Origin of the sequence: Peribacillus sp. NPDC097197, assembly GCF_050278025.1 — a bacterium.
Lineage (GTDB): Bacteria > Bacillota > Bacilli > Bacillales > DSM-1321 > Peribacillus.
This window is the reverse complement of record NZ_JBNNST010000004.1, coordinates 168,253-191,841: the sequence shown is the minus strand read 5'-3', so window position 1 is coordinate 191,841 and position 23,589 is coordinate 168,253. Positions and strand designations below refer to the sequence as shown.

At 40.9% G+C, this 23,589-nt stretch carries 16 protein-coding genes and 1 other annotated feature (1 of these 17 only partly in view); of the genes, 11 read left to right on the top strand and 5 right to left on the bottom strand.

Translation table 11 applies throughout. The features are described 5' to 3' along the window. Nucleotides 1-216 (top strand) — a binding site (T-box leader) (it extends 12 nt beyond the left edge of the window). Nucleotides 217-259: 43 nt separating this feature from the next. Further along, on the top strand, nucleotides 260-2,911 hold the full coding sequence (locus ACQKL6_RS07575) for a valine--tRNA ligase (protein WP_402958145.1): 2,652 nt from the start codon (nucleotides 260-262) through the stop codon (nucleotides 2,909-2,911). Between the two features lie 55 nt (nucleotides 2,912-2,966). Here ACQKL6_RS07575 and ACQKL6_RS07570 read toward each other — a convergent pair whose 3' ends face one another. Further along, the gene (locus tag ACQKL6_RS07570) at nucleotides 2,967-3,812 is read right to left on the bottom strand and encodes an ATP-grasp domain-containing protein (RefSeq protein WP_427650919.1); all 846 of its coding nucleotides are present in this window, start codon (nucleotides 3,810-3,812) and stop codon (nucleotides 2,967-2,969) included. Further along, nucleotides 3,809-4,720 carry an ATP-grasp domain-containing protein gene (locus ACQKL6_RS07565; RefSeq protein WP_427650918.1) on the bottom strand — a complete coding sequence of 304 codons (912 nt, stop codon included), beginning with the start codon at nucleotides 4,718-4,720 and terminating at the stop codon, nucleotides 3,809-3,811. Before ACQKL6_RS07565 ends, ACQKL6_RS07570 begins: the two co-directional genes overlap by 4 nt. A 99-nt stretch (nucleotides 4,721-4,819) precedes the next feature. Between ACQKL6_RS07565 and ACQKL6_RS07560 the strand changes: the two genes are divergently transcribed. The 4 genes from ACQKL6_RS07560 to ACQKL6_RS07545 all read left to right on the top strand — a co-directional run bounded on the left by ACQKL6_RS07560 (nucleotide 4,820) and on the right by ACQKL6_RS07545 (nucleotide 12,765). Beyond that, nucleotides 4,820-6,106: a bifunctional folylpolyglutamate synthase/dihydrofolate synthase gene (locus ACQKL6_RS07560; protein ID WP_402986479.1), complete on the top strand. Its 1,287-nt coding sequence runs from the start codon at nucleotides 4,820-4,822 to the stop codon at nucleotides 6,104-6,106. Between the two features lie 221 nt (nucleotides 6,107-6,327). Beyond that, nucleotides 6,328-8,052, top strand: coding sequence for a sensor domain-containing diguanylate cyclase (locus tag ACQKL6_RS07555; RefSeq protein ID WP_402986477.1), 1,725 nt, complete (start codon nucleotides 6,328-6,330; stop codon nucleotides 8,050-8,052). 247 nt (nucleotides 8,053-8,299) lie between these two features. Beyond that, nucleotides 8,300-11,788: a DUF5057 domain-containing protein gene (locus ACQKL6_RS07550; protein ID WP_427650917.1), complete on the top strand. Its 3,489-nt coding sequence runs from the start codon at nucleotides 8,300-8,302 to the stop codon at nucleotides 11,786-11,788. 59 nt (nucleotides 11,789-11,847) lie between these two features. Continuing rightward, nucleotides 11,848-12,765, top strand: coding sequence for an ankyrin repeat domain-containing protein (locus tag ACQKL6_RS07545; RefSeq protein WP_427650916.1), 918 nt, complete (start codon nucleotides 11,848-11,850; stop codon nucleotides 12,763-12,765). Between the two features lie 18 nt (nucleotides 12,766-12,783). Here the strand turns inward: ACQKL6_RS07545 and ACQKL6_RS07540 are convergent, their stop codons facing one another. Genes ACQKL6_RS07540 through ACQKL6_RS07530 form a run of 3 tightly spaced genes read right to left on the bottom strand, consistent with a single transcriptional unit; the run spans nucleotide 12,784 to nucleotide 15,539 of the window. Continuing rightward, complete coding sequence (locus ACQKL6_RS07540) at nucleotides 12,784-14,427, bottom strand: hypothetical protein (RefSeq protein ID WP_402986471.1); 1,644 nt, start codon at nucleotides 14,425-14,427, stop codon at nucleotides 12,784-12,786. 12 nt (nucleotides 14,428-14,439) lie between these two features. Beyond that, nucleotides 14,440-15,093: a PilW family protein gene (locus ACQKL6_RS07535; protein ID WP_427650915.1), complete on the bottom strand. Its 654-nt coding sequence runs from the start codon at nucleotides 15,091-15,093 to the stop codon at nucleotides 14,440-14,442. Beyond that, complete coding sequence (locus tag ACQKL6_RS07530) at nucleotides 15,048-15,539, bottom strand: type II secretion system protein (protein WP_402986467.1); 492 nt, start codon at nucleotides 15,537-15,539, stop codon at nucleotides 15,048-15,050. Before ACQKL6_RS07530 ends, ACQKL6_RS07535 begins: the two co-directional genes overlap by 46 nt. Nucleotides 15,540-15,662: 123 nt before the next feature. Between ACQKL6_RS07530 and ACQKL6_RS07525 the strand changes: the two genes are divergently transcribed. Genes ACQKL6_RS07525 through ACQKL6_RS07500 form a run of 6 tightly spaced genes read left to right on the top strand, consistent with a single transcriptional unit; the run spans nucleotide 15,663 to nucleotide 23,528 of the window. Then, on the top strand, nucleotides 15,663-17,363 hold the full coding sequence (locus tag ACQKL6_RS07525) for a hypothetical protein (protein WP_427650914.1): 1,701 nt from the start codon (nucleotides 15,663-15,665) through the stop codon (nucleotides 17,361-17,363). Nucleotides 17,364-17,396: 33 nt separating this feature from the next. Further along, nucleotides 17,397-18,134 carry a PRC-barrel domain-containing protein gene (locus ACQKL6_RS07520; protein WP_402875820.1) on the top strand — a complete coding sequence of 246 codons (738 nt, stop codon included), beginning with the start codon at nucleotides 17,397-17,399 and terminating at the stop codon, nucleotides 18,132-18,134. Nucleotides 18,135-18,151: 17 nt separating this feature from the next. After that, on the top strand, nucleotides 18,152-19,588 hold the full coding sequence (locus ACQKL6_RS07515) for a VanW family protein (protein WP_427650913.1): 1,437 nt from the start codon (nucleotides 18,152-18,154) through the stop codon (nucleotides 19,586-19,588). Nucleotides 19,589-19,606: 18 nt separating this feature from the next. Next, complete coding sequence (locus tag ACQKL6_RS07510) at nucleotides 19,607-21,265, top strand: GspE/PulE family protein (RefSeq protein WP_402986462.1); 1,659 nt, start codon at nucleotides 19,607-19,609, stop codon at nucleotides 21,263-21,265. A gap of 10 nt (nucleotides 21,266-21,275) precedes the next feature. Beyond that, nucleotides 21,276-22,316: a type IV pilus twitching motility protein PilT gene (locus tag ACQKL6_RS07505; protein ID WP_402986460.1), complete on the top strand. Its 1,041-nt coding sequence runs from the start codon at nucleotides 21,276-21,278 to the stop codon at nucleotides 22,314-22,316. Continuing rightward, a complete protein-coding gene (locus ACQKL6_RS07500) occupies nucleotides 22,317-23,528 on the top strand; it encodes a type II secretion system F family protein (protein ID WP_402986457.1) in 1,212 nt (403 codons plus the stop codon). Nucleotides 23,529-23,589: the final 61 nt, after the last annotated feature.

Here is a 23,589-nt window from a genome sequence, read left to right as displayed (position 1 = left end):
ACCGGAAATAGTAAGATGAAATGCCCTTTTCAGAGAGGAAACCATTGGTGCGAGGTTTCTAAGCAGGCAGCATCAGAAGTCGTCCGCGAGCAGTCTTCGTGAATAGTTAGTAGCGAAGGCCGGTGAAGAGCCGTTATCCGATTTGAGAGCCGAGAAAAGATTTCTTTCTTTTTCGGAAAAAAGGTGGCACCGCGAACAACTTCCTTCGTCCTTTTATGATGATGGAAGTTTTTTTTATGCCCAAAAGGAGGAAAACAACATGGAAGAAAACCAAATTTCGATGCCAACAAAATATGATCCGCAAACGATAGAGAAAGGCCGTTATAAATGGTGGCTTGATGGGAAGTACTTTGAAACAACAGGTGATGATAAAAAAGAACCGTATACAATCGTCATCCCTCCACCAAACGTAACAGGTAAGCTACATCTTGGTCATGCTTGGGATACAACACTACAAGATATCTTGACACGTATGAAGCGTATGCAAGGATATGACGTGCTATGGCTTCCTGGTATGGACCATGCCGGTATCGCAACACAGGCGAAAGTGGAACAAAAGCTTCGTGCTGAAGGCGTTAGCCGCTATGACCTAGGTCGTGAGAAATTCGTGGAAGAAACATGGAAATGGAAAGAGGAATATGCAAGCCATATCCGTGAACAATGGGCAAAACTTGGTCTTGGCCTTGACTATACCCGCGAACGCTTCACGCTTGATGAAGGTCTTTCTAAAGCGGTTAACGAAGTATTCGTTACCCTTTATAAAAAAGGATTGATTTATCGTGGCGAATATATCATTAACTGGGACCCATCGACAAAAACGGCCATTTCTGATATCGAAGTAATCTACAAAGATATTCAAGGTGCATTCTATCATATGAAATACCCGCTAGTTGACGGATCGGGAGAAATTGAAATTGCGACAACCCGTCCAGAAACGATGCTTGGTGATACGGCAGTTGCGGTACATCCTAAAGATGACCGTTACAAGCATTTAATCGGGAAAATGGTTCGTCTGCCAATCACAGGTCGTGAAATTCCGATCGTTGGCGATGATTATGTGGATATGGATTTCGGTTCGGGTGCCGTTAAAATTACACCGGCTCATGACCCTAATGACTTTGAAATCGGAAACCGTCATAATCTAGAACGCATCCTTGTCATGCATGAAGATGGTTCGATGAATGAGAAGGCCGGTAAATATGAAGGAATGGACCGTTTCGAATGCCGTAAGCAAATCGTCAAAGACTTGCAAGAAGCTGGAGTACTCTTCAAAATTGAAGACCACCTTCACTCTGTCGGCCATTCAGAGCGTAGCGGAGCAGTTGTAGAACCATATCTTTCTACTCAATGGTTCGTTAAAATGCAGCCTCTTGCTGATGCATCGGTTGACCTTCAAAAGAAATCCGAGGATGAAAAGGTCAACTTCGTTCCTGATCGTTTCGAGAAAACATATCTGCACTGGATGGAAAATATCCGCGATTGGTGTATTTCCCGTCAACTTTGGTGGGGTCACCGCATCCCGGCCTGGTACCATAAAGAAACAGGCGAGGTATACGTGGGACAGGAAGCACCTGCTGATGCACAGAACTGGGAACAGGATACAGACGTCCTGGACACGTGGTTCAGCTCCGCACTATGGCCGTTCTCGACTATGGGCTGGCCGGACAAGGAAAGCATCGATTTCAAACGTTACTATCCGACCGGAGCACTTGTAACAGGATATGATATCATTTTCTTCTGGGTATCACGGATGATTTTCCAAGCGCTTGAATTTACGGGAGAGCGCCCATTCGAAGACGTTCTGATCCATGGTCTTGTTCGTGATGAACAGGGACGCAAGATGAGTAAATCGCTTGGCAATGGTGTCGATCCAATGGATGTCATCGACCAATATGGTGCAGATTCGCTACGTTACTTCCTTTCAACAGGAAGCTCACCAGGGCAAGATCTTCGTTACAGCACGGAAAAAGTGGAAGCGGTATGGAATTTCTCCAATAAGATCTGGAATGCCTCCCGTTTTGCCTTAATGAACATGAATGGCATGACCTATGATGAAATCGATTTAAGCGGTGAAAAGTCCGTTGCTGATAAATGGATCCTTACTCGATTGAATGAAACGATTTCAAACGTGACAAGACTTGCGGACCGTTATGAATTCGGTGAAGTGGGTCGCGTGCTTTATAATTTCATTTGGGATGATTTCTGTGACTGGTATATTGAAATGGCTAAACTTCCGCTATATGGCGAAGACGAAGCGGCGAAGAAAACGACTCGTTCGATTCTTGCATACGTGCTAGATAACACGATGAGATTGCTTCACCCATTCATGCCGTTCATAACGGAAGAAATTTGGCAAAACCTTCCGCACCAAGGCGAATCAATCACGGTTGCTGCATGGCCTGAAGTGAAGGAAGAGTTAACGGATACAGCTGCAGCGGAGGAAATGAAACTGCTTGTTGAAATCATCCGTTCAGTCCGGAATATCCGTTCTGAAGTCAACACGCCTTTAAGCAAAAAAATCAACTTGATTCTAAAAGCAAAAGATGAGTCCATTTTAGAAACATTAGAAAAAAACAGCAGCTATATCGAGCGCTTCTGTAATCCTGAACAATTGACAATCGGCATCGATGTCGAAGAACCAGCACAAGCCATGACAGCTGTGGTTACGGGTGTTGAACTGATCCTTCCACTAACAGGACTGATCAATATCGACGAAGAAGTGAAACGTCTTGAAAAGGAACTCGACAAACTTAATAAAGAAGTAGAACGCGTACAGAAAAAACTAGGCAACGAAGGCTTCGTCAAAAAAGCGCCAGCAAGTGTCATTGAAGAAGAACGTGCCAAAGAAAAAGACTATAGTGAGAAACGTGATTCTGTCATTCATAGAATCAATGAATTGAAACAGCTTTAAAAAAACAAAAAAGGATGAACCGGCTATGTAAGAAGCTGGTTCATCCTTTTATTTGTTACTTAACCGATAGTTTCTCTTTTATAAACAATAGATACTCTTTTACAATATTAAGATTACTGAGCGCACTTAACGTTCTGCTTCCCACTACATCTTCAATTTCATTGAGCATGAGGCTGCCATCTTCGGCGAAAATGAAATCGATCCCGACCATGCCAAAGTCAAAGGCAGCGATTACCCGTTCTACAAGTGTCCGTTCGGCAGCTGACAGCTCATATAACGAAGCAGATCCGCCTAACGTGTAATTGGCCTTGAAGTTAGAAGAGGACTCTCTAAGGACAGCTGCAATGATTCTGTTCCCAATGACAAAGACACGGATATCCTTTCCGAATACACCCGGTTTTTGAACGATCCATTTTGCGTTAGGCAGTTCTCTCAAGTCTTTTTCATGTTCAATCAAGTAAACCTGTTTTCCACCACGTCCATGAACGTCTTTCGCAATGAATGGTAATTCCATATCGCTTGTTGAGGGAGTGCCATAGCAATAAACTGTATCTGACATTGGAATGCCGATAGAAGTCACATATTGATGCGTCTTTGCTTTATCATTCACGATTTCCGAGATGAAAGAAGAGTTGAAGCATGTGATATGTAGCCTTTCCAATTGTTTGGTGAAGAAAGGATCGATAGTCCGGACTATCGCAAAATCAGGCAAATCTATCGGTTCGTGCTTATGTACGACATACAATTGATTCGAACGGTGGCCGATTTGTAGGTGGTCGCGATAATATAAACGCAAATCTAGGTCGAGACTTTTGGCCTCTTCCAGCATCCAATCTATGTATCCCCTGTTTTTTGCGGCATCTTCTTGGTTATAAATCAGCCAGCCTGTATGCTTTTTCATTGGAATCCCTTTCTTTCGAATGCATCCATCACATAATCAAACATGCTGTCAGCAATATTAATGCCCGTACATTCGTAAATATTAAGCAAGTGCGAGTTCGAGTTCACTTCACATAATAGCGGGCCATCTTCTCCGAACAGCAAATCTACCCCGGCAAAATCCGCACCCAATAGAGTAGCGCAACGGATGGCAAGATCACTTTCTGCCTTGGTGGGTGTGTAGGGGAAGGCTGTTCCACCAGCTGTCATGTTTGCTCGGAAATCATGCTCGGACTTCCGTTGCATGGAAGCGATGACTTGATTGCCGACGACATTGACACGGATATCCCGGCCTTTACTATGCTCAATGAATTCCTGCATAATAAAAGGCCGGTGCCCAAGCTTTTTCACCGTTTCCATAAATTCATCCTCCGTAGGAATTAAATACACCTGTTCCCCGAATGAACCGTATGCTTCTTTTACAACGAGGGGGTAGCCAAGCTCATTGCCGATTTTTTTGAATGCATCCAGGTTCTTTCTTTCTATTCCTTCATAAGTAAACGGGGGAAACAGGGTTTTTGGCATCGGGATGCCGTGACCCGCTAAAGCTTGATGCGTTTTGGCCTTGCTATCGCATATATCGATGGCCGAGCTGCTGTTATATACGGGGAGGCCGAGCAGTTCCAGATGGCGTGCCAAATGAATATCCTTATCCATAAACAGGACGAAATCTGGTAATTTTCCATCAGTTCCTTTTAGATACGGGGTTCCCTTTTCAATAACGGAAACCAGGTCGGAATTTCGGACAAGTGTTGCCGATATCCCTTTTCTTTCAGCGGACTCTTGTATGAATAAAGCCAAGCTAGAAAACTTTTCATGTTGCAAATAGCCGTTGACGACAATCCAACAATGGAGTGAAGAAGATTTCATGGTCAATCACTACCTTTCATCTAGGTAAATCGTTAATATATTGATAAAATAATTTTAACGCATAAGAGCGGTATAAAGAAAGAGGAGGCTTATCGATAAATGGTAACGGACATGAATGAAATCAACCGATTTTTTGAAGAAAGACAGGTCCAATTAGGTATGAACTTTGGCTTGTCACGAATGGAAACATTATTAGCTAAATTAGGAAACCCCCATGTAGGGCTTAAATATATACATATTGCAGGGTCCAATGGCAAAGGTTCTACGCTCCAATTCATAAAGGAAATCCTTTTAGCTGAAGGGCTACGGGTGGCTTCTTTCACATCCCCATACTTAATTCGACTGAATGAGCAGGTAAAGATAAACCGGGAGGAAATCAGCGATGAGGACTTTGTCTCTGGATTTCAAGAACTGTGGCCAATCGTACAAGAGATGGATGGTGAAGGAAATGGACCCACTCAATTTGAAATCCTGACAGCGATGGCTTTTTCTTATTTTAGCAAAAAAGGCACGGATTTGGTTTTACTGGAAACGGGACTTGGGGGAAGGCTCGATACCACCAATGTCGTCAAGCCACTTCTTTCCATCATCACCTCCATTTCTTTGGAGCATACGAATATCCTCGGTAATACGCTAGGGGAAATTGCTTTTGAGAAGGCAGGGATCATTAAAAAAGGGGCACCGATCATCAGTGGAGTGACAACCGAAGAGCCAGCAAAGGTGATAGAAGATAAAGCACGTTCCATGGACGTTCCCTATTATCAAATCGATAAAGACGTTCATGTACATGCCATTAAGCAGGATGAACTCGGTCAAAGCTTCTCTTTTTCATTCAAGGATACCACCATCGAAAATATAGCGGTAAAGATGCTAGGGCGCCATCAAATCAATAATGCGGCACTGGCCATCGCAGCTGCTACAATTGTAAGAGAGGACATCCATGAACAAAGCATTCGGAAGGGGATAGGGGAAGCACAGTGGAATGGCCGTTTTGAGATAATTTCCGATGAACCGTTGATCATCATTGATGGGGCGCATAATCCAGCCGGTATTGAGGTGCTACTTGACACGTTAAAGACACGCTATCCGGATCATAGTTATCGGTTTATATTCAGTTCGTTTCGTGATAAGGATTATGCTACAATGCTTCATCTACTCGACACGGAAGCAAGCCAAATAACCGTTACTGAATTCAAGCATGAACGGGCAGCGAACGCGGAAGCGCTTTATGAACATTGTTCTAAGGAGAAACGGGAATTGGAGAAGGATTGGCAGAAAGCAATCATAATCGGCAAACAAAGAACAAACGCACGAGAAGTACTGGTCATCACGGGTTCCCTCTATTTCCTTTCTCTTGTCCGGAAATTTGTATACAGTGCTGAGTGATCATCAGCATGTGCCACTTATTGCAGCCATTTTTTCTATCATATTTAGCTTTATACCCTTTTGTCTTTTAAGACAGAAGGGTTTTTTTAGGTTCCAAAAACAAAGAAACAAAGACTTTTAACCTATTAGTTTTAAAGTTTTTTAATTTGGGTATAGTGCTAAAGTAACTGATTACTGGTATGATTAATGTGTCAAGATACTCATGGGGATGGGGAGAATAAATGATTATTTCTAGAAAAAAAAGAATGGCTGTCTATGTGATGTGGTTTCTTATTATACCCGCTGGTTTAGTCGGGACTTTTCAAGTATTTCCGCCAATCACGAGTGGGAATACGGGGGACATTGTTGCTTTTCTCGTACTCATAAGTGTATTGACCTTGATGCCGATTATGATTAACAATATCCCGATCACAGTCGTACAGGGCGTTTCGCTCGCGGTTTTTCTTGTGTTCGGATTAGCTATCGAAATTCTGGTCACACAGGTTACCTTCATGTTCATTATAGTCAGGCTTCGATTAGCCAAAAAGGATTGGTATCGGTTTCCGCTTAATTCCATCACGTCATTTATATTTTGCCTATTGAGTGGACTGGTCTATTATGGCTTAGGTGGAGATCATGATTTCACTTCCGGTATTGATATTTTCGACATTCTGTTGATTGTCGTTTATCTGTGTTCTTATTTTTTATTCAATCATTTAGCTGTCACCGTCTCCCATTCATTGTTATATGGGAAAAAGATGGAGATGAAAACAAAGGATGCTTTATGGGACGGTTTCTTAAGCCTCATGACCATGCCAATCGGGATTATTTTATTTATTTTATATATCGAAATGGGGACCTTGGCCATTTTGCTCGTAGGGGCGGCTTTGATCAGTTTGGCTTATATCATGAAACAATACTATTTTACTAAGGAAATAAACAGGCATTTAAAAAAGGTAAGTGAATTTGGTCATCAGTTGACTCAAAGGCTACAGGCGAACGAGGTACTGGATCTATTTATTGATGGTAGTTCAGCAATCATCCTTTCTAAGTACACGCTGGTCTTCGAAATATTCGATGAAAAAGAAAACGCCCAGATATTACGTTATGCAGAAAATGGCGTACAAATAGAAAAAAGGATTCAACCTGTTTCCATAAAAGAAGGAATCTATGCAACCCTTTTTCAATTGAAAAAAGCCAAGGTCTTTCATTCTAAAAAGGAATGGAAGCATCTGTCCAATTATGGGAATTTTCCAGAAGACGTGGAAAGCATCATGGCCATTCCCATTCTTCGAAACTCCGTTGTGGCAGGAGTAATCATTGTTACATCTTCCAAGAAGAGGGCGTATGGTACGCATCAAACGAAGATTATGGACATTCTCTCCTCCTACCTATGGGTGGCTCTTGAAAATGCTCGCCATTATCAAAAAACCAAATATAGTAGTGAACGATGCGCATTAACTCATTTATATAACTTTCGGTATTTTGAATGTGTGTTACATAAGGAATTCGAACGTTTACAAAACCAATCACTCAATCATTTGTCGCTGATCCTTCTTGATATTGACCATTTTAAATCGGTTAACGATACATATGGGCATCAAAGCGGTAATGAAATCCTTTGTGAATTGGCGGAGCGTCTAGAGGGCATTGTTGGTCATTTAGGGGTAACAGCAAGGTACGGTGGAGAGGAATTCGTTATCCTCTTACCCAATGTTGGAAAAGAAGAAGTCTATCAATTCGCAGAATTCATCAGACTCTCGATTGCCAACAAACCCTTCACCGTCCATTCGGATTTAAATGAAAATAGACGGGAAGAGTCCATTTCCATTACAGCAAGCATCGGGGTCGCAACAGCACCGGTCGATGCCGAAGATGCCCAATCGATAATCAGGCACGCTGACCGTGCCATGTATACAGGCGCAAAACAAGCTGGGAGAAATAAAGTGGCAGTATATGGAGGGTAAAAAGGCAGGATTCCTTGGAGTCTTGTCTTTTTTATAAGGGTGATTTTACCAATATTAAAAATTAATGGATTTATTGCCCATTCTTGTGCATTTTTTGATAAAATATGCTTAAGTAATAAGACTATATAACTAATAATGGTATAAGCAATCGATAGAGAGAAACATATAGACTTACATTACCAGGAACTGAACTGCTTCGTATAAGGCAGAGGAGAGATAAATTATAAATGAGAGTGATGTGTAAATTATGAAAAAATCAGTGGGGTTAGTCTTATCATTGGTATTACTATTTTCGTTTCTATTTCTACCTAAACCTTTAGAAGCAGCTGTTCAAACGTCTGGTCCTAAACTGAGAATCCTTGAGATTGTAGCATCAGGAAATTCGCAGTTAAGGGGGATCCTAGGTGAGAATTCATATGAGTATACATTGATAACGATGAAGAAGTTTGTCGCGCAGCGGGAAGAGCTGGATGGCAAATATGATGTTATTGCGATTATGGAGGGGAATTATACTTCTGATCCGGTTAAAAATAAAGAACATAATACATCAGCGGTCATGAATGATATTACGAATCTAAAGGCGAATGAGATCATTAATGACTTCATTAATAAAGGGCAACCGGTTATCCTGAATACCAAAAGTCTAGCGACCGGTTCAAAATTAAAAGCGAAGTTTAACGATCAAAATCTATTAAGTAAAAGTAATGTCATCAACTATGATAGTACTAGTACTAATTCAAGCGGAAGCTTTTGGGATCGCTGGAACGAATTCTGGTATGGAAGTGGGAAAAATAATAATGAAAGTACACAAACAGATAAAGATAATATGGAAAAGGCTTTTAATAATTTCCTTAAAGGAGATAAGTACAAGCAGTCCCCACGCTTTACATTAACTAAATCTCCTGATAAAGAGAAGATTTATCAGCCAAATGAAAACATGGAATTCACGATGAATGTAGTCGCTCCTTCAGATTTCAACTCGAGGAGCTTAAAAGCCAAGCTTTATATCGATTCCAACTTTGACGACAAATATACGACAGATGAAATTGTATTGGAAGAGAATGTTACTTCGAAATCAATGAACCTCTCTTTCAAACTACCAAAAGGTTATTCAGGGGTACGTTATTGGAAAATGGAGCTTGTGGATTCCGGTAATAACTTAAAGAGTTATGAAAAAGGGATGATTAAGTTCGTTGACAAAAAAGTGGAAGTAAAAGTGCTCCAAGTCTACACCAATGAAAAAAGTTCGTTAAAAAGGAATAGCAACCCGAATAATATGAATCAATCCTATTTAAATAGTAACGAATATAGTATCTCAATTGACGCAACGAGCATGGACACTTTTAATAAGTCAAAAAAAGAAGAAACGAGTTATTCGCATGAGGTCATCAATGGAAAATATGACATGGTCATCTTTGGATTTGCCGATTCTTATAATAGATCGGCGAATATAAATACAAATGCAGTGGCTTCATTGAAAAGGTTTATTGCTTCTAAACAAAGCATCATGTTTACCCACGATACCATTTTCGAAAATAATAATAATTGGGTAAATAATTTCATGAATGATACAGGTCAAATCAGTCCTCAGACGAATCTTGGATATGGTGCACCCAATACTTCGAGAACGACGAAAAAAATCAATGATGGTTTAATGACAACCTATCCATATGCATTGAAAAATGAATTATCAGTGGCATTAACCCATAATCAGTATTACACGCTTGACTTGGAGGATCCAGAAATAATTCCTTGGTATAATATCACTGGAAACAGTCGGGATGAAAATGATAGCTGGAATCATTATTATACCTACTCGAAAGGGAACATTACGTACTCTGGAACAGGTCATAAGGGGGGGAGTGATAGCTTCCCTGATGATGAGCAAAAGTTATTCGTTAACACGATGTACAGAGCGTTCCTAGGGTCGAATCATGCACCTGAAATTACCATTCATACTCCAACAGAAAATCAGGTCATCCCTTTAAACCAGAACATCGAATTATCTTACACACTACAAGATTATGATTTAAAAGATAAAAATCTATCCACTAAAGTGTTTATGGACGAGAAAGAAGTATCGGAAGAAAAAGATGTGATAAATGGATCGACAATCAATATGTCTCTACCTCATAATTTACAGGATAGTAAAGTTGTGACGATCAAGGTCCAAGCAACAGACCAATCTGGCGCAGTCAGTGAAAAAGAAGTGAAAGTAAAAGTACAAAAAATAAATGCCAATCTTGAAGTAAGCAGGATTTTGAAATCAAATAACTTAGTGGAAGTCGGACAACCTGTAGAAATCGAATATACGGTAACACCGAAAAAAATCACTGGAATAGAAGCTCAAGCCATTTCTGGCAATTCCGTCACTCTAGAAGCCATGGCATTGAGAGAAAGTTTTCCGGCAGATTTGGAGGTCACTAGTGACGGTACGAAAAGTGGGACAGCATCAACTGGTATATCCCTAGAAAAGACATTGAGTATTGTCTACAAAAAAGTGGGCAATGACTTCGTTGCTAGTCCTTTGACGTTCAGTGTCCATGTCACGCCAACTGCAAAAAAACAGTATATATTGGCTAATTCTATATTGAGATATAAGGATTTAACTAATATCCAAAAGGAGTTAACGTTTAATACATTAACGTTCAATGCGGATTTCGCCTTAACTGGGATTGATTTTCCTGATTCTTACGTACTCAGTAAGGGTACAGAAAAAAACTTTTCGATTGACTTGAAAAAGTTGCCCGCAGATGCAGGAGTCAGGAGTATTTCATGGAGTGAAGAAAGCAGAGGAAATATTTTGGATTTAAATCCTGCTTCAGGAACGGCTAAAGTAATAAAAGAAGGAAATACATTCTTAAAAGTGAAAGTTACGGACAATTTCGGGAATGTTTTTGAAAAGAGAGTTCCTCTGACAGTAAGAATTCCGGTCAATTCGTTTACTTTAACGGACCTAACATTACATGTTGGCGAGACACTACCATTACCTGTTAGTAATATATCACCAAAGGATGGCAAGTCTAGCTTAGAGATTGTATTGGGTAACAATGACATAGCTCGTGTTAATAAAGAAGACTTCACCATAACAGGGTTAACGACTGGTGAAACCCTTATGACTGTTACGGGAATTGATTCAAATGGTAATCTAGTAGAACATACTTCGATTATTACGGTGAGAAAGGTACCCGTAACAGGTATTGAAGTGGATCGGTCCTCGGTTACCATGAATAAATTTGATGTAGTTAATGATATTCGAGTAATTATCGTTCCAAGTAACGCAACCGATAAAACAGTAGAGTGGAAATCACTTGATGAGAGTATTGTTGAAGTGGTGGAAAATGGGAAAATAAAAGGGGTCAGTACCGGGACTGCAAACATAGAAATTACTTCAAAATCAAATCCTGAGGTAAAGGCAACAATTAAGGTTCAAGTAGGCCAACCTCTTGAGGGAATTAGGGTGCCAGAGATAACGCTACAAAAAGGTACTTCACAACCCATTATCGTTCACCATAGTCCAGCAGATGCGACAAACGTGGATAGAACGGATTTCTCTCCTTTAAAGAATGATTATATAACCATATCTAATGGAGTCGTTCATGGAGTGAGGGTAGGGAAAACTGAAATTACTGTTACGGTGGCTGATGATACTGGGAAAAAGTATAACGCTATCGTTAAGGTTACCGTTACACAAAAAAAAGAAGAAGGTTCAAATGACAATCAAGATAAATACTGATCGTTTATCAAGCCGGGGCAACCCGGTTTTCGTTTATATTAAACGGGAAAGGACATCTTATGAAAAAAAGAATCATACTCATCAGTTCAATGGTTTTAACTATATTAATTGTGGCTGGTGGAGTGTATCAATACAAGACTGCTAAAGCGGAGAAGAAAGAACAGTACGAATCGTTGCTTTTCTATATAAAATCAGGCGAAGAAGAAAAAGCGGAAAAGCTGTTAAAGAAGAATAAGACGAAGGCATTCATCAATAAAGAATCGGAAGAAGGGGAGACCCCATTGGAATACGCCTTACACATGCAACTTTATTCTTTATCTAGGACACTTTTAGAACAAGGGGCAGATGTGAGTCCAAAAGCGGATAACCCTCTATTCATTCAGCTTGCTTATTCTTTAGATCATTACCAGCAGATGCAAGTCGAAGAAAAGCAGAAAGTTAAAAATGAGATGTTTAAAATGGCGCTGAAAAAAGCTGAAGCAAAGCTAAAAGAAAAGGATGAACAAGGAAACACGGCCCTCCATATCGTTTCCCTAAAAGGGGATGATGTACTAGCACGACTTTTTATCAAGTATGGGGCTAACGCTGGAACCAAAAATAAAGCAGGAGAAACGCCGCTCATGCTTGCCGTTCAGGAAGGGAATGTCGAAGCTAGTCAAGCGTTGATAGAAAGCGATAAAGAACTAACAAAGATACAGGATCATGAAAAGAATACTTTACTAACTATAGCGGTGATTGGTGGTAGAACGGATATAGTGAAGTTGCTTACTCGTACGGGATTGATTCCGGTTGATAGCAAAAATGAGCTGGGTAAGACAGCCCTTATGTATGCCAGCGAGTTCGGAGAGAAAGAACAAGTCCAGTTATTACTCGACGCCAAAGCGGATAAATCAATAAAAAGCAAAGAGGGAAAGACTGCCTATGATTACGCTAAAGAGTGGGACCATAAAGGGATTATTAAACTATTGAAAAAATAAAACAGGGAGCTTCCTGTTTTATTTTTCTTTATTCAGCTTATCGGGTATGACATCCAATCCTTCCACCTTTGGAAGGGCATGCGTCTTATTTAGAAAAAGCCTTTTGTTGTTTTTTATGGTCAACCTTGACTCGGCGTCTTCTTTTACTGCAGGAAAGCTTAAATCGCCATCACCCTTATCATCTTCTACGTCTCCACGATAACTATTGACAGTTAAATAACTCTTAGAAAAGACCCCACCATTAATATTCAGAATGGATCCCACTGCAAAAATCTCAGAAGACGTCGGGTCTTCTATATTCGAAACCTCTTTGGAACCACATTCAGAAACAAAGCGATAGTCACAGGAGGATTTACTTTCTGTATAAAAATAACCATTGATTGTATTGGTTTCATTTTGAAATTTATTTATCCGTGCAATGCTAAGCTTACCTTGTGTCATTATGATTAAAGACGAATCATCTGGTTGATTTCCACATTTGTTTTTGTAACAAGGAATATCTGCATTATTTAGGGTAGTAGAACCAAGTACATAGATGACGGAATCAAAACTTACTTTCCCTTTAATCGTCAAGTCACCCGTAATTAAGATATTGCCTTTAACATCCATAGATTCCAATAAAGAGTTTTCAATCGTTGCATTACCGGAAATGACTAGCCATTGCTTGTCCCCAAGCTCGATATCGAAGCTATCTATATAGGCGTCACCTGGATGAATAATCGGCGATATTGTACCATACTGCGATAAATCATCGAATCTGACTTCTGTATTTGTAGGGGAATCTTTTTGATTAATGGATTGATTCAAGGCTTCAATCGACATATCCTTATTTAGACCGGGAATCCCAATACTACTAGATGATAGTTTATCAATAAACGTTTCTTTTATATCAATATCATTGAATGTATCGTCGACATCATTGAAAAGGATATTTCCAGAAAAAAAAGCGTCTTTCAGGGTAGGAACAGTCAATCGCTGCCATCTCAGCTCTTCCTTGTCATGTCCTGCACCACCGTAGCACGAGGGGGCGGATATACACATGTTCATCCCTTGTCGATTCGCATGCAACTCACTATAATCTTGGACCGCTGGCAATTCTGTCTTCCTTGAAAGAAGCGAAGATTTATACATATATAAAGCTTGGTTACTGATATTAAATTGCTCTTTCGCGTAGATATTTCCATCAATAAAGGGAGAACCATTAATGGTCAAATCTTTCCCGGCACCAAGAGCATACTTTAGAAAGCTTGGCATCGCCGTAATGTAGACCTTTTGATGATATTTGCCGCTGCTTACCTCAAAGACTCTTGTGTTATCATGTTGGTCATCAATCGTTGGATAATTTTTCGTTAAATCTTCTATTGTGAAAATACCTTTCAAGTTTTCCTCGTTTATGAATGTTGCTAAATCGTTATTGTATTCTGACTTACTACCAGAAAGGAGAGGTGTTTCCATTGTATCCACATGATCCTCAATAATCGAAACCCCCTCTTTTACGGCACTAATATCATCGATATCGTCCACAATCTCTGTCTCCCTTATTTCCGTTCTCTTTGCTCCATTAATGCTCGCAGCAAGAAGTACCATGCCAAGCGTGGTCAGAATCAAAAAAGAAAGCAACACGGATAAAAGGGTATATCCTTCTTCGTTATTCCATTTCATGAATTTCACTCCTTAAAATCCAAACGAGCTTTCTAATACAAGTGGTTCAGTAGTAACAAAGAACCCTTTGGCATGAATATTATTTTCAATGACCATCGTGACATGAATCGTACTATGCGTACATAAGGTCCCTGAGGGGTCCCTCGTGCAGTCAGAACTATCCGTATCGAGTCTAATGCCCGTTTTCTTTTCCGTTTGTGTACCTTCGTTTATATCAATAAAAGAAGAAGTGGAAAGATCAAGAGTGGTCAACACGCCTTTATTATCGATGATGAACTGGCTATCTTTAAAATAAATATCCACTGGTTCCGTTCCCTTGCTATCTTCTATGATGAATCCATCTACCGTTTTCTCTTCTTGTACGTTCAACGTAACGCCGTTTTTTCCATCTTCATTAAGAGGGGTAACATATTTAGGCTGGTTGGTTGTCAGTTCATTCATAATCATGGTGGCAATATAATCCGCATCTTCTCTAAGCTGGCCTTCAATTTGGATTTTTTGATAGAGGCTAAGGCCGGTGATGAATAGTGAATAGATAACGCCTGTGATGAAGGTTGTAATGGTTACAGCAAGTAATATCTCAATCAGGCTCAGGCCATTCTCGTTCGAGAGAGATTTTTTTACTTTTTCAAAAGGCCGGTGACAGCTGTTTCTTTGTCTTCCCAAACCACCTTCACCTCGATTCTAATCAAATTCTTATTAAGATCATAGCCTGTATCCTTCACTGCTACATTTTCATATTTTTTAAGGGTAATTTCTGTATCATATTTGTAATTATTTATGGTAGGTTGCAAGATTTCGGAACAGCTTGTTGTATAGAGGGAAGGGCGAGTGTTGCAGTCTGGTAGAGATATTTTAATGCCTTCTGAGTCTAGTGAGGCGATTCCATATTGTTTATAAAGTTCATTAAACTCAAGTTGGTCAAAGTAATTGATCACATTTCTCGCAACATTTATTCCGACTGTCTTACTCTGGTTCCTTTTTGTATAATCATAGGATTGTGTAAAGAAGGTCATTACCGTTATGGTAATAATTCCTAATATAGCGATAGAAGCAAGTACTTCAACGAGGGTGAATCCCTTTTGATTTTTCGAAAAAATATTTTCTTCCATACTTTTCCCTTCTTTCAAAATATCTATAAGTATTATACAATATTTTTAGGATTTATTACCCAAATTAAGGAGCTATTTTCGAAAAACGGAAAATATATAATAAAATAGTATAGGAGTGATTTATTGGAGACGATCGTATTTGCTGGAATATCCCTCGTTTTATTGATTCCGATTGTTTATGTTTTACCATTGTCCCTTACTTTCAAGGGAAAGCTGGTCATAATCGGGGGTGCTGTTGCCGTTTCACTGGCGGGTCTAGTTGTGGCAAATAACTATCCTCTTTGGCAGGCTTTATTACTTTTGACTTTGCTGTTATTTTTCGCTTTATTCCTTATCGGTAAAAAAATCGAGCCATTAATGCTCTCGAATCAAGAAGAAGCGTCGGACTTCTATGAACGGTATAACGATTCTGCCGTTTTGATTGAAACGTCGAGAGATCGTGCTTCGTTATCCAAAATAGAAGAGTCAGAGGCGGAACAGAAAGAAAAAATGGGATATGAGAGCAGCGAGCATCATGTTGCGGTATCTAAGGAACGCGTTCAAGAAACGGAGGAAGAGCAAGAATTCGCTGATGATGAGATCGTTGTTTTTGAGGCAGAGTTTTTGGATACGAGAACGAATGACTTAGAAGAAGTTGAAAGTATTTCAGAAATAGAAGTCCCGGTAAAAAGTGAAATAAGTGATATTGAAAAATTACTAGAAGAAGACTTCATGGAGCCGGTGACTGAAGAAACAGAAAGTATCCCAGAAATAGAAGTCCCGGTAAAAAGTGAAATAAATGATATTGAAAGATTACTAGAAGAAGACTTCATGGAGCCGGTGACCGAAGAAACAGAAAGTATTCCAGAAATAGAAGTACCGGCAAAAAGGGAAATAAGTGATATTGAAAAATTATTAGAAGAAGACTTTATGGAGCCGGTGACCGAAGAAACACAAAGTATCCCAGAAATTGAAATGCCGGTAAAAGGTGAAATAAGTGATATTGAAAGATTACTAGAAGAAGACTTCATGGAGCCGGTAACTGAAGAAACAGAAAGTATCCCAGAAATAGAAATGCCTATGAAAAACGATTTAAGCGAGATTGAAAAGCTACTTGATGATGAGTATGTGGAGCTGGAGATTGACGAAGAGAGTGACCCTATTCATCTAGAAGAGATGGAAGAACTGGCTGTATTACCTGAAGAACGCGAGTGGGTAACGGAAGTAATAGAGCCGGAAAATGACACAGAAACTATCGAAGTGAATACTGCGGAAGAGAAACTGGATTTCCATGGTTACTTAGAATCAAATGGTTTAGGGGAAAATCCCGAAGAGCCTGGAACTCTTGAAAATACGTCCGATGAAACAGGTAGTGAAGATAGTCAGGAAATGAATGTGGAAGAACCAGATATTCAGTTAGAAGATTCTTTAGAACCGGAAAGCCTTCTAGAGATTCCTGAAGCGCTTGTCCTAGAAATAGATAAAGCAAAAGAAGAGCAAGAGTCGTCGTCAGTCATTGCTAAGCCTGAAGAAACAACTCTTGAGAGTCCAACAGAACATGTCAGCGAATTGCAACAACAGATGTTTCAAACGATGGTTTCCCATATTCAAATCGCACAGCATCAGTTGAATGATAGCGAGTTCGAGCAACTGGTTATGAGCCATTTGCATCCGGAAATACCGGATCAACAGTATTACATATTTGCATCATTTTTAATTCAAACGTATATCACAGCGAAAAAGACGGAAAAGCTTCGTGAATTGATCGTGCAGTTAAAGGAAAAGTTCAGCGCGCACCCAATTCTTCTAGAAGAGTTAGCATTCATGGAAAACCGTTTTTGTTAAGATGAAAAATCAGAAGATAGGTATGGTGAAAATATGAAAAAAAGTACAGAAATTTTAGGCTTGCCCATTATCAGCATTTCAGAAGGTATGGAAATTGGAAAGGTGAAATCATTAGTGATCAATCCTGAAAAAGGTTCACTAGATTTTATCACAATCGAACATGAAGATTGGCAGGTTAGTGTAAGGGCCATTCCCTTCAAAAAGGTAATAGGGATTGGGGAATACGCTTTAACGATCGAAACCGAAAACTCTGTCATCGATTTAAATGAAATCCCGATTGCAAATCAGCTCGTGAATAAAAAGATCAAGATTACCGATGCCAAAGTGATGACCCGAAAAGGTGAATTATTAGGAAGCGTCCGCGAGTATTTTACGGATGAAGATAACGGTCAAGTCATCGGGATGCAGGTGAAAGTCGGGGATCATGAAGTGATTCTCCCATCTGAAACTGTTTTGACTTTTGGCAAGGACATTTTGATCGTGACGGAGGATGCTTCATCCCGCTTCCTCGAGCAGGCGGAACAGTTGATGGGTGAACAAGTCCCTGAGGCAGAAGTGGCTGCCGGCGAAGAAAACCCCAATGGGGAAGCTGATTTAAGGAATAAGCAAATTGAATTGCTTCAAGGAAAGCGATTGGTGAATAATGTAACGGGCCTAGACGGAAAAGTCCTTTTCTCGGAAGGTCGCGTTCTTTCGAAAGAGGATATTATTAACGCACAATCGGCGGGTCCGAGTGTATTGGTCGGGCTTTCCATGAATGTTGAAGCATAAAAAGGAGTTGCCTTTATGTGAAGAATCCACAAATGCTGAAAATTTTTCTGGTCTTTATTTTATCAACCGCATATATTTTTAGTTTTTCGCATTTTGGAGCGTCGGCTTATAATCAGATTTTCAAAGATTCAGCACAATTTGGTGAAAACACGACGATTGGGAGCCTGGATATAGAGGGTCAAAGTAAGCGGGAAGTAAGTACGCTACTGAGCGAGGCAACTGAAAAGTGGACGCAGAATACGGTCTTGGGCATTACTTATAAGGAAGGTCAAATGACCGTAGATAATGGGATTTTCAATTTTCAAAGGGAAAAGACGGTTGTTTCTTTGCTTTCAGGCAAGAAAAATAAAGCAGTCGTCTCGGTCGACAAAGATTCTTTGCTAGAAGATTTATATGACATGTCCTTATCACTTGCATCTACTACGTTGGACATAGATAGACTTGCCAATGACCTGGCGGTAAGTGCGGAGTTCTTAACGGAAGGGACCAAAACCCTTGAGCTGGAAAACTACATCGATGGAGATGTGGGCGAGGACGAGGTAATTGCTGAGGCTACGGTGAATGTAGGAGACGCTGCAACTGCCATTAAGGAATTGATTCCCTTGATACAGCCAATGGAAGTGAAAGGGGAAACTCAATTTTCTCTTTTGCAGAAAATGTCGGAGCTTGAAGGAAAGAAATATAACTCAGACACATTGAGCCGGTTGGCGACAGCGATTTATGGTGTGGTCCTGCCGACTAACTTTACGATTCTTGAGCGGAATATCAGTGATCAACTTCCTGGTTATGCCAAATTGGGATTTGAGGCACATATCGATTCTGAAATTGGCCATGATCTGGTTTTTGCCAATTCGAATGATCATGCATACCGGGTTGAACTTCAGGTAGAAGGAAAGAAATTAAAGGCGACATTAAAGGGGCAATCTTTCCTGAATTCCTATGAGGTAAAGACGAATGATGAAAAAAGGTACACGCCGAAAACGATTAAACAGTATAGTGATGAGTTGGCCCCTGCTGCCATGCAGGTGAAAAAGGATGGCAAAGACGGTATAACAGTCAAGGTTCTTCGTCGCATCGAGTCCTCTGCGGGAGATCTTCTGGAGACGGAAACCGTATCTGAAGATTTCTATGCACCGATTCATCGAATTGAAGTATATGGATTGGAACTCAAAGTCATTCCACCTCCTTCTGATTCTAATAATGAAGATGCCTCTGATGCGGAGGATGAGAGCACGGAAAAAGACGATCAAGGGATTGACGAAGACACTGAGCAGGATCAGGGGGAAACAGAGAATGAATCGCCCGAAGATGCCAGTGGGAATAGCGATAGGAAAGAAAACAATAAGGACATCGAAAAAGGTAAACAAGATGGTGATCAAGTTAAGGGTGATAGTATCCAGGAAGCGGGTGGATACCCCAAATATGTGGAAGATCCCAACGTTCCCCAAAAATAAGGTAAAGCAGGGATAAATATGGCTCAAACCCGAAAAAGGCTTGGAGACTTATTGGTGGAAGCTGGTTTGATCTCTGAGGACCAGCTGCAAATTGCCTTGGAAGAAAAAAGTAAGTCACAAAAGCTTGGTGATGTATTGCTGCAAAAAGGGTATATCACGGAGCAACAGTTGATTGAAGTATTGGAATTTCAATTAGGTATCCCCCATGTGAGCTTATATCGGTACCCGTTCGATTCGAATATCTTCAGTTTGATTTCGGAGGATATGGCTAAGCGGAACTTAATGATTCCTTTGAAAAAAGAAGGCGAAAAACTATATGTCGCCATGGCTGACCCGATGGACTTTTATGCCATCGATGATCTACGGCTCTCAACCGGTTTTCAAATCGAACCAGCCATAGCGACAAAAGATGATATTTTGCGTGCGATTGCTAAACATTACACGGATGAAGACGGACTAGAAGAATTGATGGTTACCCTTAATCGCGATGTAAATAATCAAGAGGAAACAGTCGATCAGGATTCACCGGTCGTACGACTTGTCAATCAGTTGCTTTCGAATGCCGTGACGCATAAGGCAAGTGATATTCATATTGATCCCCAGGAAAAGAAATTGGTCGTCAGGTATCGCGTGGATGGTGTATTACGGTTGGAAAAGGTGTTACCCAAGAATATGCAAAACGTTTTAATTGCCAGAATCAAAATCATGGCGAAATTGGACATTACCGAACATAGAGTTCCACAAGATGGCCGGATTAAAGTGAACCTCGGCCATCATCCTGTCGATCTACGGGTGTCGACTCTTCCCACAGTCTTTGGGGAAAAAATCGTCTTGCGGATTCTTGATTTAGGCAATAAGTTGAATGATTTGAAACAACTTGGATTCAATAAATTGAACCTACAGCGATTTGAATCCATGATTGCCCAGCCAAATGGAATTGTCCTGATTACAGGTCCGACTGGATCAGGGAAATCTTCGACCTTATATGCGGCCTTAAATCAGCTGAATACCGAGGAAGTCAATATCATTACGATTGAAGATCCTGTTGAGTTTCAGCTTGAAGGTGTGAACCAGATTCAAGTCAATACGAATGTCGGCATGACGTTTGCAACCGGTCTACGTTCCATCCTACGACAAGATCCAAACATCATCATGGTGGGGGAAATCAGGGATAAGGACACGGTAGAGGTGGCCATCCGTGCATCCTTGACAGGACATCTAGTATTAAGCACGATCCATACGAATGATTCACTAGGAACGATCACTAGATTGATAGATATGGGCGTCGAACCTTTTTTGGTCGCTTCTTCCTTGAGCGGAATCATGGCGCAGCGATTAGTAAGAAAAGTGTGCCGGGATTGTGTCGAAAAACAGGAGCCGAGTAAGCGGGAAATCGATATTTTTGCAAAACGAGGCATGAAAATCGAAAGCATTAACCGGGGGCGCGGGTGTACGTCTTGTAATATGACTGGGTATAAAGGAAGGATTGCCCTTCAAGAAATATTGGTCATCAATGATGAGATGAGAAAACTGATCATGAATGGCGAGCCGCTTAACAAGCTCCGTGAAGTGGCCATGAAATATAAAACGATTTTCTTAATGGATGACGGCTTATTGAAAGTCAAACAAGGACTGACCACTACCGAGGAAATTCTTCGAGTAGCAGTTCTGGAATAGGGGTGTCAGTTTGAGAGCTAAAATTGATAGTTTACTAATGGCTGGCTTTGAACTAAAGGCATCTGACATTCATATAACGGTGGGTGTGCCACCAGTTATGCGCTTGAATGGTGAGTTGAAGAAATACGGAAAAGAACTGTTGCTTCCATCCGATACGGAAGGGATGGCTAAAGCGATTATCCCCGAAGAGATGTGGGAGCAATTTAAAGAACATGGTGAACTGGATTTTTCTTACGGCATTCCTGGGATTTCCAGATTTCGAATCAACACGTATATGCAAAGGTCCTGCGTGGCGTTGGCCGTCCGAATCGTGCCGACAAGAATTCCTACTTTAGATGAACTGCAGTTACCGTCCATTTTAAAGAAAATCGTCGAAAAACCCCAAGGCCTTGTCCTTTTGACGGGACCAACGGGAAGCGGAAAGTCAACAACACTCGCGTCCATGATTCAATATATGAATCAGACGATGCGTAAGCATATCATAACCTTGGAAGATCCCATCGAATATTTGCATAAGCATCAAAATTGCATCATTGACCAACGTGAAGTGGGTTTCGACACGAATAATTTCGCAAATGGGCTGAGAGCCGCTCTAAGGCAGGATCCCGATACGATTCTAGTAGGGGAAATGCGAGATTTAGAGACCATCCAGACGGCGATTACAGCAGCCGAAACGGGTCATTTGGTGTTTGGGACATTACATACATCGAGTGCCCCGACGACAATCGACCGGATCATAGATGTCTTTGAACCGGCACAGCAACCTCAGGTTCGAATCCAGCTTGCTAACGTCCTTGTTTCCATCATCTCGCAACGCTTGATTCCGACCGTCGATAAAAAAGGCAGGAAAGCAGCAACCGAGATTCTAGTCAATAATGCAGCTGTGGCCAATTTGATCAGAAATGAAAAAATCCATCAAATCGTCAATGTTATGCAGACTTCCAAGGCACAAGGCATGCATACCCTTGAAAGCAGCATTAAGGAACTATTGGCAGAAGGCCTCATATCCAAAGAAAGCGCCCATGCATTTTTACAGGACAAGGTGGAGTAAATGGCTAGGTTTAAATATTCAGGTCGGAATAAATCAGGAAAAAAAGCGGGAGTCGTCATAGCCGATACAAAGCGTGAGGCCATGGAAAAGTTAAAGCTGGAAGGCATTCGGGTCATCGAAATGACGATGATACCCGAAACATTTTTAACAAGGGACCTTTCCATCGGAAACCCAGTGAAACTACAGCATTTTGTTATCTTTATCCGCCAATTTTCTACATTATTGCAATCAGGCGTCACAGTCGTTGACGCAACGAGCATTTTATCTCAACAGACGGAGAGTAAGTCTTTAAGCAAAGCGCTAGAAAGCATCGAACAGGATTTACAGGAAGGGAAGGCACTCTCTGAAGCAAGTGCCAAGCATAAAAAAATCTTTTCGACGATGTATATCAATATGGTCAAGGCTGGAGAGGCTGGTGGTAATTTGGACAGCACCCTGGACCGGCTGGCCGATCATTTTGAAAAGCAACAGGCAACGAGGCAGAAAATCACATCAGCCATGGCCTATCCAGTTGTCGTCGCTTTTGTAGCATTTTTCGTGGTCATCTTTTTATTAACGTCCGTTGTGCCAACGTTTGCTGATATGTTCAGCGATTTTGGTGGCGAATTACCGGCTATAACCCGCTTTGTTTTAGGGGCGAGCGGGTTCATGCAAAAAGCCTGGTACCTTGTCATCTTGGGTGTACTCTTGATTTTCTTTGCGATTATGTCTGTGAAGAAAAATCCGAAGACGAAATACTATTATGATTTTGCAATGCTGAGAATGCCCCTATTCGGAAAGATGATGCAAAAAGCAGTATTGGCAAGAATGACGCGGACCCTCAGTTCCCTGTTCAGTAGCTCGGTACCGATTTTACAGGCGATGAAAATCGTCGAACAGGTGGTTGAAAATGAAGTGGTCGGCCGAGTCATCCGGGAATCACATGATTCCTTGGAGCGGGGACAGTCGATCACGGACCCGATGAAAAAACATTGGGCGTTCCCACCATTGATCACCCAGATGATATCGATTGGCGAAAAAACAGGGGCCCTGGATGCGATGCTCGGGAAAGTGGCGGACTTTTACGAGAAGGAAGTAGAAGCAAGCACAGACCGCTTGAAATCGCTTATCGAGCCGCTTATGATCGTCCTCCTTGCGGGAATTGTCGGCACGATCGTCATCTCGATCATGGTGCCGATGTTTGAAATCTTCAACCAAGTGGATAATATGTAAAAAATGTAAGAATAATTACCCCTAAACGCTGTATTTTTTTAGAAATATATAGTAATCTAAT